Origin of the sequence: Pseudomonas sp. UBA5666 (assembly GCF_002420785.1) — a bacterium.
In the GTDB taxonomy this organism is placed as follows: Bacteria; Pseudomonadota; Gammaproteobacteria; order Pseudomonadales; family Pseudomonadaceae; genus Aquipseudomonas; species Aquipseudomonas fulva.
This window is the reverse complement of record NZ_DIIQ01000050.1, coordinates 17,764-29,717: the sequence shown is the minus strand read 5'-3', so window position 1 is coordinate 29,717 and position 11,954 is coordinate 17,764. Positions and strand designations below refer to the sequence as shown.

The 11,954-nt window shown below is 64.0% G+C and carries 10 protein-coding genes; 3 read left to right on the top strand and 7 right to left on the bottom strand.

Going from position 1 to position 11,954, the window contains the following annotated elements:
- The first annotated feature begins 45 nt into the window (after positions 1 to 45).
- A complete protein-coding gene (locus B2Y33_RS21680; RefSeq protein ID WP_027915866.1) occupies positions 46 to 918 on the top strand; it encodes a LysR family transcriptional regulator in 873 nt (290 codons plus the stop codon).
- An 87-nt stretch (positions 919 to 1,005) separates the two neighbouring features.
- On the opposite strand, the gene B2Y33_RS21675 is transcribed toward B2Y33_RS21680, so the two are convergent.
- From B2Y33_RS21675 to B2Y33_RS21655, 5 genes are all read right to left on the bottom strand, one after another.
- Positions 1,006 to 2,838 (bottom strand): ABC transporter ATP-binding protein, encoded by a 1,833-nt coding sequence (locus B2Y33_RS21675; RefSeq protein WP_206406083.1) that lies wholly within the window; start codon positions 2,836 to 2,838, stop codon positions 1,006 to 1,008.
- Positions 2,831 to 3,463: a DsbA family protein gene (locus B2Y33_RS21670; RefSeq protein ID WP_027915864.1), complete on the bottom strand. Its 633-nt coding sequence runs from the start codon at positions 3,461 to 3,463 to the stop codon at positions 2,831 to 2,833. Before B2Y33_RS21670 ends, B2Y33_RS21675 begins: the two co-directional genes overlap by 8 nt.
- A 3-nt stretch (positions 3,464 to 3,466) precedes the next feature.
- Entirely contained in the window at positions 3,467 to 4,399 is a 933-nt protein-coding gene (locus B2Y33_RS21665) for a rhodanese-related sulfurtransferase (RefSeq protein WP_027915863.1), read from the bottom strand.
- A 217-nt stretch (positions 4,400 to 4,616) separates the two neighbouring features.
- Complete coding sequence (locus B2Y33_RS21660) at positions 4,617 to 4,913, bottom strand: BolA family protein (protein ID WP_027915862.1); 297 nt, start codon at positions 4,911 to 4,913, stop codon at positions 4,617 to 4,619.
- 8 nt (positions 4,914 to 4,921) lie between these two features.
- Positions 4,922 to 5,446 (bottom strand): DUF2059 domain-containing protein, encoded by a 525-nt coding sequence (locus B2Y33_RS21655; RefSeq protein WP_027915861.1) that lies wholly within the window; start codon positions 5,444 to 5,446, stop codon positions 4,922 to 4,924.
- A 152-nt stretch (positions 5,447 to 5,598) separates the two neighbouring features.
- Here B2Y33_RS21655 and B2Y33_RS21650 point away from each other — a divergent pair, with 152 nt between their 5' ends.
- On the top strand, positions 5,599 to 6,993 hold the full coding sequence (locus B2Y33_RS21650) for a class II fumarate hydratase (RefSeq protein WP_027915860.1): 1,395 nt from the start codon (positions 5,599 to 5,601) through the stop codon (positions 6,991 to 6,993).
- A 202-nt stretch (positions 6,994 to 7,195) separates the two neighbouring features.
- Here the strand turns inward: B2Y33_RS21650 and B2Y33_RS21645 are convergent, their stop codons facing one another.
- Both B2Y33_RS21645 and pap read right to left on the bottom strand, forming a co-directional pair.
- A complete protein-coding gene (locus tag B2Y33_RS21645) occupies positions 7,196 to 8,158 on the bottom strand; it encodes a DMT family transporter (RefSeq protein ID WP_111475161.1) in 963 nt (320 codons plus the stop codon).
- A gap of 182 nt (positions 8,159 to 8,340) precedes the next feature.
- The gene (pap, locus tag B2Y33_RS21640; protein WP_206406082.1) at positions 8,341 to 9,834 is read right to left on the bottom strand and encodes a polyphosphate:AMP phosphotransferase; all 1,494 of its coding nucleotides are present in this window, start codon (positions 9,832 to 9,834) and stop codon (positions 8,341 to 8,343) included.
- Positions 9,835 to 9,964: 130 nt separating this feature from the next.
- On the opposite strand from pap, the gene mnmC reads away from it, so the two are divergent.
- Complete coding sequence (gene mnmC, locus B2Y33_RS21635) at positions 9,965 to 11,935, top strand: bifunctional tRNA (5-methylaminomethyl-2-thiouridine)(34)-methyltransferase MnmD/FAD-dependent 5-carboxymethylaminomethyl-2-thiouridine(34) oxidoreductase MnmC (RefSeq protein ID WP_206406081.1); 1,971 nt, start codon at positions 9,965 to 9,967, stop codon at positions 11,933 to 11,935.
- Positions 11,936 to 11,954: the final 19 nt, after the last annotated feature.

The window sequence follows — 11,954 nt, the reverse complement described above, 5'->3', positions numbered from 1 at the left end:
CTCTGTGAATTGAAATATTCGGCAGGCCACGTTCGGAAAAACAAAATGAAGAATGCGATCCAGCTCATCCGTGCGTTCCTGGCGGTGGCGCGAACCGGTAACTTTTCCAAGGCCGCCCTGACCCTGAACCTGTCGCCCTCGGCGCTCACCGTGCAGATTCGCCAACTCGAAGACTGGCTTGGGGTGACCTTGCTCGAACGCAGCCCGCGTCACGTAGGCCTCACCGCTGCGGGTCAGCATGCGTTGTTGCCGATGGAAAAGTTGCTGCTCGATCTGGACAACATCGTCGAGGCGGCCCGTGACCATGCCACCTCCCGCCGTGGTGTACTGACCATCGCGGCCCTGCCCTCGCTGTGCTCGGGGTTGCTGCCAGGCGTGGTGCAGCGCTTTCGCGAACGCTTCCCCGGCATCGAGGTCAGGCTGCGTGACGTGGTAGCCCAGCGCATCGATACGCTAGTGCTGGAGCAGGAAGTGGATTTCGGCCTGGGTGTGCAGGCACGGCCTACCCAAGGGCTGGCGTTCAAGGCCGTGCTCGAAGATCGCCTGTGCCTGTACGTACCGCACGACCACCCCTTGGCCAGGCATACGGCGGTGACGCTGGCCGAAGCGGCGGCATACCCCATGCTGCTGACCGGACGGGACAGCAGCGTGCGCAACCTGGTCGAGCGGCTGTTCGCCGACGCGCGCCTGCCCCTGGCGGCAGGGCTTGAAGCTAACTACATGTCGACGGTGCTGGCACTGGTGCGTCAGGGCCAGGGCGTGGCGTTGTTGCCCGAGTCGGCCGACGAGGGCCGTCACGAAGTGAGCAAGGTGGCGGTGGATCATCCGGGAGTGGTACGCGAGATCGGCGTGATCACGCGGGCTGAACAGGTGATGGCGCCGGCCGGTGTCGAATTCCTGCGATTGCTCAGGCCCTAGCCTGGGTGTGAAACGCTCGAATACTCGGTGAGACTGTGTTGCAAGCAGCCCCGTCTGACCGTCGCCCCAAGGCACTTCACACAGCGCTCAGAGCTGCTGCAGGTGCCCGTACAGTTTGGCGTACAACCCGCCCTCGGCAATCAACTGCTGATGGTCGCCGTCCTCGGCCACATGACCGCCGTCGAACACCAGCACCCGGTCCGCCTGTTTCACCGCCGACAAGCGGTGGGCAATGATCAGCGTGGTGCGGCCCTTGAGAAAACGCGCCAGCGCCTGATGCAGGTTGTATTCGGTGGCAGCGTCCAGCGCCGAGGTGGCTTCGTCCAGAATGACCACCTTGGGTTCGGCCAGTACCATGCGTGCAATGGCCAACCGTTGACGCTGACCGCCGGACAAGCGAACACCCGAACGTCCCACCACGCTGTCCAGGCCGTGAGGCAGCGCGGCGATGGTGCCGTCGAGCTGAGCGATCCGCAGTGCCTGCCAGCAGGCATCATCGGTGCAGTCCCGGCCCATGGTCAGGTTGGCCCGCACACTGTCGTTGAACAGCGACGGGTGCTGCAAGACCACGGCCACCTGCTCACGCAGGGTTTCCAGGCCGATTTCCTGCAGGGTGGCACCGCCGAAGCGAATGGTGCCTGCATCCGCGCTGTACAGCCCGAGCAGCAGCTGCACGAGCGTGCTCTTGCCACCCCCGCTGGCGCCGACAATGGCAACCTTCTCACCGGGTGCGATGGCCAGGTTCAGGTTATCCAGCACCGGCTCGTCGGCGTAGGCAAAGGACAGGTCCCGTACCTCGATGCCCACCGTTGCGTGCCCGGCGAAAGGGTCACTGGCTGCCGGGTACTGGGGCTCGTCGGCGCGTGCCAGCAGCTCATTGAGGCGGTTGAGCGCACCGCCAGCGGCATAGTAGGCATATTGCAGGTTCAGCAACTGCTCGACCGGGCCGATCATGAACCAGAGGTAGCTGAAGACGGCAAGCATCTGGCCGATCGACAAGTCCGAGAACAACACCGTCAACATGGCCGCTGCGCGGAAGATGTCGATGCCGAACTGGAACAACAGTCCGCTGGCGCGGCCGCTGGCGTCGCTCTTCCACTGCGATTCCACGGCGTAGTCGCGCACCTCGCGAGCCTTGACGCCCAATCGACCGAGGAAATAGCCCTGGCGGTTACTGGCGCGGACCTCCTGGATGGCATCGAGCGTTTCGGCTAACGCCTGGGTGAAGCGGGCCGTGCTGTCGTTCTCGAGCTTTTTCAGGTGCTTGACCCGCTTGCCCAACTGCACCGTGAAGTAGATGACCAGCGGGTTGAACAGCAGGATCAGCAGCGCCAGTTGCCAGTGCATCCACAGCAGGATGGCGGCCGTGCCGGTGAGGGTGAGCATGGCGACCAGAAAGCGGCTGAGGGTCTCGCCCACGAACTTGTCGAGGGTGTCCAGGTCCGTGACCAGGTGCGTGGTGACCGTGCCGCTGCCCAGGTTCTCGTACTCTTTCAGGGAAATACGCTTGAGCCGTTCGATCAGGCGAATGCGTAGCCGGTAGACGATGTCCTTGGCCAATCCGGCGAACAGCCTGGCCTGGATGACGTTGAACGCCAGTGCCGCCAGGCGCAGGCACAAGGTCAGGCACAACATCAGGCCGATATAGCCTGCTGCGACCTGCCAGCCAGACGGCAGCAGCTGGTTCATCCACTTGAGCGCGGCATCGCCGTGCCCGAGCAGCACTTCATCCACCAGCAGCGGCAGCAATAATGGGATCGGGACACTGCAGCAGGCTGCCAGCACGGCAATCAGGTTCGCCGTCCACAGCTGCTTTTTGTGGTGCAGGGCAAGCCGGCGGATTTCCGACCAGCTCAGCCGGTCGGCCGAGCACGCCGGCTTGGACGGCGCCGGGTCGGGCGACCCGGGCACATCAAGCATTGGCAGCCTGCTGCAGCCAGCGGCCAAGCAACGGTTGCAGACGCTCAAGCGGCTGATAACCGTTGGTCAGCAAGGCCAGTTGGCCGTTGCGCTCAGCGAGCAAGGTCGGGAAGCCCGCGATGCCCAAGCCTTGCGCCCAGGCGAAATCCGCGGCGGTGGCAGCGCGGGTTTCGGCGCGGGTGAACGCCTCGGCGAACGGCCCGCGCTCAAAACCCGCCTGCTCGGCCAGCTCCACCAGGTGCGGGGCGGTGGTCACGTCATGAGCCCCTTCATAGAACGCAGACTGTATGGCTGCCAGCAGAGGCCAGAGGCGCTCGCCATCCAACTCGCGGGCAGCAACCAGTGCTCGGCAGGCCGGTTCGGTGTCGTAGACAAAGCCGTCGGGCATGGCGCCCTCGAAATTGAAAGGCTGCCCCGTTGTCTGGGCCACGGCCTGCCAATGCTCGAGAATGTACTTGCGGGTGGCGCCGTCCAGGGCGGCACTGCCGCTGCGCAGCCCGCCGACCACCAGATGGGTAGGCACGCCCGCCTGACTGGCCTGATCGATCAGCGCACTGGCCACCGGTGCGAAGCCCCAGCACCAGGAACACATCGGGTCCATCACGTAGATCAGGCGCGCAGACATCACTCAGGCCTCGGCTTTGTAGTTGTGGCCAATCGGATGTGGCAGGTTGCGGGCCTTGGCCAGCTCGATCTGCTTCTGCCGGTCGATGGCGCTGCGGCGGGTCTTTTCGCTCAGCGAATCCCAGCAGTGCGGGCAGCTTACACCTGGCGAGTAGTGCTCCGAGGCACGCTCCTGGGCATTGATCGGGTGACGGCAGGCGTGGCACTGGTCATATTCACCCTCGCTCAGGTCATGGCGAACCGTGACGCGGTTATCGAACACGAAGCAGTCGCCCTCCCACAGGCTTTGTTCCTGTGGCACTTCCTCGAAGTACTTCAGGATGCCACCTTTCAGATGATAGACCTCCTCGAAGCCTTCACCGAGCATATAGCTGGACGCTTTTTCGCAACGGATGCCGCCAGTGCAGAACATGGCGACCTTCTTGTGGCGGGCCGGGTCGAAGTTGGCCTTGATGTAGTCGGGAAATTCGCGGAACGTTTCGGTCTTGGGGTCGATGGCCCCCTTGAACGTGCCGATGGCCACTTCGTAGTCGTTGCGCGTGTCGACCAGCAGCACCTCGGGGTCGCTGATCAGCGCGTTCCAGTCCTTGGGCTCGACGTAGGTGCCCACCGCCTGATTGGGGTCGACCCCAGGCACGCCCAGGGTGACGATCTCTTTCTTGAGCTTGACCTTGGTACGGTAGAAGGGCTGCTCGTCGCAGTACGACTCCTTGTGGTCGATGTCCACTAGGCGCGGGTCGCTGCGCAGCCAGGCCAGCAGGCCGTCGATGCCTTCGCGGGTGGCCGACACGGTGCCGTTGATGCCCTCATGGGCCAACAGCAAGGTGCCTTTGACATGGTTGTCGAGCATGGCCTTGAGCAGCGGCTCGCGTAGCTCGACGTAGTCTTGCAAGGTGACGAACTTGTACAGCGCCGCGACGACGATGGGGTGTGACATGAATCAGGTTCTCCAGGTGGCTGCCCTCGTAAGGGGCGGACCGGGTTACACAATGAACAAAGGGCCGCCGCACGCCCATCGCAGGCACACCTGCCGCTTCAGGTGCCCGGTGCGTCAACGCAGTGGGGTTACCTGAAGCAGCTGGCGTACCAGCGATGGGCTGTGCAGCAGCCCCTTTTTGGGATGAAGCGGATTCTACCAGAACAACAGTAAGCTTTCAGTGCCCGCCGCCGGCGCAGACAGGCGATGCCGGCGCACTGCCGACCTGCGCCCATTCATCGCCGGTATAGGTGTGAATCGCCAGCGCATGAATCTGGCCCATCAGCTCGCCCATGGTCGCATACACCTTCTGGTGCCGCTTGACGCTGTTCAAGCCTTCGAACACCTCGCTCACGATCACGGCCTTGTAGTGGGTCTGCTGACCACGGCTGTGCATGTGGCTTTCATCGAGCACCTGCAGGTGCTGAGGCGCCAGGCTCGCCAGTTGCTGTTCGATACGCTGTTGCATGTTCATGGCCGTGCTCACTTCTTGGCTGGCGCGGCTGCCTTGCCGTAGTTAGGGTCCAGCTCCTTGGTCATGTCTTCAAGCAGCTTGTTGACCACCGGCACCGCCGGTTCGAGGGTCTGCTGGGTCAGCTGAGCCGATTGCTGGGTGACCTTGGGCATCTCGCGCAGCACCTTGCGGCCAAGGGGCGACTCGTAGAACTTGACCAGGTCCTTGAGCTCTTGCTCGGTAAAGGTCTGGGTGTAGAGGTCGACCATCTTGGGCTTGAGCTTCTTCCAGCCGATGGCGTTGTCCAGCGCGGCGTTGGCCTTGGCCTGGTAGCTTTCCAGCACAGGCTGCTTGGAGGCAGGTGCCTTGGTCTGGGCAAAGCGCTGGGCGAACATCTGCTGCACTTGCATGTACACCGGCGTGCCCAGTTTGTCGGCATTGGCCAAGGTCAGGAATTTCTCGGCAGCGGCGTTGTGGCTGGGGGTGGCGGCCAGGACCTGGCCACTGGCGCAAGCCAGGGCGACAGCAGCACAGAGGACACGAAGACGGGTCATTGCATTTCCTTCAGGAGGGGGAGGCGGTACCTCAGAGCGAGCATTCTGCGCCCGCCAGGGCGAGCTGCTCAAGTGGCACGACAGGCGATTGAACCGCCAGGTCGCATGAGGGCCTAAACTGCTGATTCTGACTGACAGGGAGTGAATGCAGCATGAGCCGTATCGAAACAGACAGCCTTGGGCCGGTTGAAGTTCCTGAGCACGCCTACTGGGGCGCGCAGACTCAGCGCTCGTTGATCAACTTCGCCATCGGCCAGCAACGCATGCCGCTCGCCGTCCTGCATGCCCTGGCGCTGATCAAGAAGGCCGCTGCCCGCGTCAACGACCGCAACGGTGCACTGCCCGCCGACATTGCCCGGCTGATTGAGCAGGCCGCCGATGAGGTCCTGGACGGCAAGCACGACGATCAGTTCCCGCTGGTGGTCTGGCAGACCGGCAGTGGCACGCAGAGCAACATGAATGTCAACGAGGTGATCGCAGGTCGCGCCAACGAACTGGCCGGCCAGGTGCGCGGCGGCAAGTCGCCGGTGCACCCCAACGATCACGTCAACCGCTCCCAGAGCTCCAACGACTGCTTCCCCACCGCCATGCACATCGCAGCCGCCCAGGCCGTGCACGCGCAACTGCTGCCGGCCATCGCCGAGCTGTCCTCGGGCCTGGCCGAGCTGTCGGCACGGCACCATCGCCTGGTCAAAACCGGACGCACCCACATGATGGATGCCACGCCGATTACCTTCGGCCAGGAAGTCTCGGCGTTCGTGGCGCAACTCGATTATGCCCAGCGCGCCATCCGCGCCAGCCTGCCGGCGGTGTATGAGCTGGCCCAGGGCGGCACGGCGGTGGGCACGGGCCTCAATGCGCCCCAGGGGTTCGCCGAAGCCATTGCTGCCGAGCTGGCCGCTCTGTCCGGGCTGCCCTTCGTGACCGCACCCAACAAGTTTGCAGCGCTGGCCGGGCACGAGCCGCTGACCAGCCTGGCTGGGGGGCTGAAAACCTTGGCGGTGGCCTTGATGAAGATCGCCAACGACCTGCGCCTGCTCGGATCAGGGCCCCGTGCGGGGTTGGCCGAGGTACGCTTGCCCGCCAACGAGCCCGGCAGTTCGATCATGCCGGGCAAGGTCAACCCGACACAGTGCGAGGCGCTGTCGATGCTGGCCTGCCAGGTGCTTGGCAACGATACCACCATCGGTTTTGCCGCCAGCCAGGGGCATCTGCAGTTGAACGTGTTCAAGCCGGTGATCATCCACAACCTGCTGCAGTCCATCGAGCTGTTGGCAGACGGTTGCCGCAACTTCCAGCAGCATTGCGTGGCGGGCATCGAGCCAGATACCGAGCAGATGGCCGCACACCTGGAGCGAGGGCTGATGCTGGTAACGGCACTCAACCCGCATATCGGTTACGACAAGGCTGCCGAGATTGCCAAGAAAGCCTATGGCGAGGGCAAGACCCTGCGTGAGGCGGCGCTTGAGCTGGACTACCTCACCAACGAGCAGTTCGATGAGTGGGTAAGGCCGGAGAACATGCTGGCGCCGGGTGGCAAGGGTTGAAGTCTGTGGGGGCGGCTTGCGTTGCCCCCTTTTATTCGGCAACGCCAAGAAGGCTCGCGCATTGGGTGTGGGAGCAACTGCCTTGCACCGCATCCGGGCCAGCGAGTCCCCGTGTGAGCGGCAGCGATAGGCTGCCGAGCGGCCGCAACCATTCCTGCTGCCCAACCGGCGTCTGATCAGAGGCGCCACCCGCCCCCAACACCTAGGACACCTGCGCAAGCCGCGCGCGACGTGCCCGCCATCCCGCCACCAGGGAAGGCCCGAGCGCAACCAGCGCCGAGCCTGCCACCACGACCACAGCCCCTACATACCCGAGCATGTTGATCTGCTCCGCCTGCACATACTCAGGCCACACCAGCGCAGCCAGTGCCACCGCCACGAACGTCACCAAGGGGGTCAATGCCAACGTCGCACTGACCCGGGAAGCCTCCCAATGCGCCAGGGCTTCGGCAAAGGCGCCATAGGCCACCAGCGTGTTCAGGCAGCACGCCAGCAGCAGCCAGCCCTGTACGGGGCTCAGTTGCAAGACTTCCAGCGGCTGCACCCAAGGCGTCAGCAGCGCCGCGCAGCACAGGTAGATCACCATCATCACCTGCTGCGAGTTCCACACCGTCAGCAACTGCTTCTGGCTCAAGGCGTAGAACACCCAGATACTGGTGGCCAGCACAATGGTGAGCACACCCGTGGTATAGGCGCCAAGCGAAGTCAACAGTTCTTCCAGGCGCTGGTTGAAGAACAGCCCGAAACCTGCCAGCAGGATCAACAGCCCCACCCCCTGCCCTACGCTGAATCGCTCGCGAAACACGAATACGCTGGCCACCAGCAACAGCACCGGCCCCAGCTGCACCACCAGCTGCGCCGTACCAGGGCTGAGCAGCTTCAAGCCGATCAGGTACAGCACGTAATTGCCCATCAGCCCCAGCACCGCCACCCCCACCAGGCCCCTGCCCTTGCGCGTGAGCCTGCCCAAAGACGGCAGGCGACGGTTGGCCGTCAGCCAGGCGCACAGCAGCCCACCGGACACCAGCAGGCGATACCAGGTCACCGTCAACGGGTCCATCACCTGCAACACCTGCTTGAGCTTGATCGGCAGGATGCCCCATAGCAATGCAGTCAACAGGGCAAGCAGCAGGCCGTGAACCCAACGGCCGGAGGTGGTATGCATGGTGTCCTCGATCAGATCCGTGGTGGGGGTGGCTGAATTCTACGGGGTTGCGCAGGTAGCCAGCGCAGGCATGCCGGGAAAAGAATTCATCACGTCATTCTATGGGGGCATGATGCGGGCAACACACCGGAGCGCAGCCGTGTTGCACATGCCCACCTGCCTGTCAGGGGTACGCGCCCCGCCTACTTCTTGTGCTTGGCGAACGCCGCTTCCAGCGCCTCGTTGATAGTGCGCAGGACCTTGACCCGCGCCCAGCGCTTGTCGTTGGCTTCGACCAACGTCCAGGGCGCAATCTCGCTGCTGGTGCGGTCGACCATATCGCCTACGGCCTGGCTGTAGTCGTCCCACTTGTCGCGGTTGCGCCAGTCGTCCTCGGTGATCTTGTAGCGCTTGAATGGGGTTTGCTCACGCTTCTCGAAGCGTTCGAGCTGGGTCTGCTGGTCGATGGCCAGCCAGAACTTGACCACTACCACGCCCGCGTTCACCAGTTGCTCTTCGAAGTCGTTGATTTCGCCATAGGCGCGCATCCAGTCGGCAGGGCTGCAGAACCCCTCGACCCGCTCCACCAGCACCCGGCCATACCAGGAGCGGTCGAAGATGGTGAACTTGCCACGCGCGGGAATGTGCCGCCAAAAACGCCACAGGTAAGGCTGCGCGCGTTCTTCTTCGGTCGGCGCGGCAATGGGCACGATCCGGTACTGACGGGGGTCCAGGGCAGCGGCCACGCGCCGGATCGCACCGCCTTTGCCCGCCGCATCATTGCCTTCGAAGGCCGCTACCAGGGCATGACGGCGCATGTGCTTGTGACGCAGCAAACCGGCCAGGCGCGCCTGCTCGGTGACCAGTTGCTCTTGATAGTCGGCCTTGTCCAGACGCACTGTCAGGTCCAAGGCACCGAGCAGGCTGCGCTGATCAATGCTGCGCCCAAGCGGCGCGACATTGCCCACGTGCTTGCCCTTGGGATTGTTGGCCAGGGCCGCCTGCAAGCTGTCGAGCAGGATACGCCCGACGGCCAGGCTGCGGTAATTGGGATCAACCCCCTCGACGATATGCCAGGGCGCGTAATCGCGGCTGGTGCGGCGCAGCACACGTTCCCCGAAGCGCACGAAGCGGTCGTAGGTGTGCGACTGCTGCCAATCCAGCGGGCTGATCTTCCAGCTGTGCAAGGGGTCGTCCTTGAGGGATTTGAGCCGCGCCTTCATCTGCTTCTTGGAAAGATGAAACCAGAATTTGATGATCAACGCGCCTTCATCGCACAGCATCTGCTCCAGGCGTTCGGCGCCGTTGATGGCCTGGTCCAGCACCGCATCCTTCAACACTCCATGCACGCGCCCTTGCAGCATCTGGCTGTACCAGTTGCCAAAAAACACCCCCATGCGCCCCTTGGGCGGCAAGGCGCGCCAGTAACGCCAGGCCGGTGGCCGCGCCAGTTCCTCGTCGGTCTGCTGATCGAAGGTGAGCACATCGATCATGCGCGGGTCCATCCACTCGTTGAGCAGCTTGACCGTCTCGCCCTTGCCGGCCCCCTCCACGCCATTGATCAGCACGATGACCGGAAAACGCGCTTGCTGCTTGAGCTCATACTGGGCCTCGAGCAGTGCTTGACGCAGGGCTGGAACCTCGGCGTCGTAGGTTTGCTTGTCGATGCTGTGACCAATCTCGGCAGATTCGAACATGCACGGGCTCCTTCAATGGATAAACAAGACTAGCGCAAAAGCACACCTGGGGCGGGGGTTTGGGCTGCAAGAAAGCCCCAGCCATGCGACTATCGCCACTTCTTCAGTCGCTTGTCGCTGCGCACCCGCCATGACCGTATCTCCCCCTCTCCAGCACGCCCAGATCGACTGGGACGAACAGGGCCGCCCTCATTCGCGGCATTACGATGACGTGTACTTCGCCGTCAACGAAGGCATCGATGAAACCCGCCATGTGTTTCTCGGACAGACCCGCCTGGCGGAACGTTTCACTGCAATGGCGCCCCATGCCTGCGTGGTCATCGGCGAGACGGGCTTTGGCACCGGCATGAATTTCTACTGCGCCTGGCAACTGTTCGCGCAACATGCCCACGCAGACGCCCGGCTTCATTTCGTCAGCGTCGAGAAATTCCCCCTGGACCGCGATGACCTGGCCCGTGCCATCAGCCTGTGGCCAGAGCTTGCCGCTTACAGCCAGCCTTTGCTGGCGCAATACGTGGCAGTGCACCCGGGGTATCAGCAATTCACCTTCGAAGGTGGGCGCGTCACCCTCACCCTGCTGATTGGTGATGTGCTCGAGCAATTGCCAGAGCTCGACGCCCAGGTCGATGTCTGGTTCCTCGATGGCTTTGCCCCTGCCAAGAACCCCGACATGTGGACCCCGGCACTGTTCGCGCAACTGGCGCGGCTGTCCCACCCCGGTACCGTGCTGGGTACGTTCACCACCACCGGCTGGGTACGCCGCAGCCTCGTGGAGGCGGGTTTTGCCATGAAGAAGGTGCCTGGCATCGGCAAGAAGTGGGAAGTAATGAGCGGGGCGTATGTGGGCCCACCCCCTGCCCCGACAGCGCCTTGGTACGCCCGACCGCCTTCAAGTGATGGGCCGCGTCAGGCCGTGGTGGTGGGTGCAGGGCTGGCCGGCAGCTGCACGGCGGCAAGCCTGGCCCGTCGAGGCTGGCAGGTCACGGTACTGGAGCGGCATGCGGCAGCGGCGCAGGAAGCGTCCGGCAACCCGCAGGGGGTGCTGTACCTCAAGCTATCGGCGCACGGCACGGCCTTGTCCCGAATGATTCTCGCCGGTTTCGGCTACACCCGCCGTCAGCTTGAGCACCTTCAGCGCGGCGAAGACTGGGACGCCTGCGGCGTCCTGCAACTGGCCTTCGACGACAAGGAGGCGGCGCGCCAGGACAAGCTGGTGCAGGCCTTCGAGCCCGGGCTGGTACACGCATTGACCAAGGACCAGGCCCAGGCCGTTGCCGGCATCACCCTACCGGCAGGTGGGCTGTTCTATCCCGAAGGCGGCTGGGTGCATCCACCGGCGCTGTGCCGCCAACAGCTTGAGCATCCGAACATCCGCCTGGTCCCGCACCAAGAGGTTCTGTCGCTGCACAAGGTCGCTGGGCGGTGGCAGGCCTGGGCCGGTGATCAGTTGCTGGCCGACGCGCCAGTGATGGTTCTGGCCAGTGCTGCCGAGGTCAAACGGCTCGAGCCCTGTGCCGGCTTGCCGCTCAAGCGCATCCGTGGGCAGATCACCCGGCTACCCGCAACACCCCAGAGCCAAGGGCTGGGCACCGTGGTCTGCGCGCAAGGCTATGTAGCGCCTGCGCGATGCGGCGAACACACCCTGGGCGCCAGCTTCGATTTCCACAGCACTGACCTGACCCCCACGGCGGCCGAGCATGAGGGCAACCTGGCGCTGCTGGACGAAATTTCTCCTGACCTGTCCCGCCGCCTTGGCGCAACGGGGTTCAATGTGCAGGCGCTTGAAGGCCGCGCCGCTTTCCGGTGCACCAGCCCGGACTACCTGCCTATTGTTGGGCCGTTGGCCGACGACCCTGCCTTCGCCCAGGCCTATGCAGCCCTTGCCCGGGACGCACGACAAGTGCCGCAGGTGGCATGCCCTTGGCTCGAGGGCCTGTACGTCAACAGCGGCCACGGCTCACGGGGTTTGATCACCGCGCCGCTCAGCGGTGAGCTGGTGGCGGCCTGGGTCAGCGGCGAGCCGCTGCCGGTACCGCGAACGGTCGCCGAAGCCTGCCACCCCAACCGCTTTGCACTGCGCCGGCTGGTTCGGGGCAAATAGCAGGTGCCTCGTCCAGGCA

Coding starts and splice junctions, on each gene's coding strand:
- B2Y33_RS21680 (WP_027915866.1), top strand. CDS start 46: ATGAAGAATGCGATCCAGCTCATCCGTGCGTTCCTGGCGGTGGCGCGA.
- B2Y33_RS21675 (WP_206406083.1), bottom strand. CDS start 2,838: ATGCTTGATGTGCCCGGGTCGCCCGACCCGGCGCCGTCCAAGCCGGCG.
- B2Y33_RS21670 (WP_027915864.1), bottom strand. CDS start 3,463: ATGTCTGCGCGCCTGATCTACGTGATGGACCCGATGTGTTCCTGGTGC.
- B2Y33_RS21665 (WP_027915863.1), bottom strand. CDS start 4,399: ATGTCACACCCCATCGTCGTCGCGGCGCTGTACAAGTTCGTCACCTTG.
- B2Y33_RS21660 (WP_027915862.1), bottom strand. CDS start 4,913: ATGAACATGCAACAGCGTATCGAACAGCAACTGGCGAGCCTGGCGCCT.
- B2Y33_RS21655 (WP_027915861.1), bottom strand. CDS start 5,446: ATGACCCGTCTTCGTGTCCTCTGTGCTGCTGTCGCCCTGGCTTGCGCC.
- B2Y33_RS21650 (WP_027915860.1), top strand. CDS start 5,599: ATGAGCCGTATCGAAACAGACAGCCTTGGGCCGGTTGAAGTTCCTGAG.
- B2Y33_RS21645 (WP_111475161.1), bottom strand. CDS start 8,158: ATGCATACCACCTCCGGCCGTTGGGTTCACGGCCTGCTGCTTGCCCTG.
- pap (WP_206406082.1), bottom strand. CDS start 9,834: ATGTTCGAATCTGCCGAGATTGGTCACAGCATCGACAAGCAAACCTAC.
- mnmC (WP_206406081.1), top strand. CDS start 9,965: ATGACCGTATCTCCCCCTCTCCAGCACGCCCAGATCGACTGGGACGAA.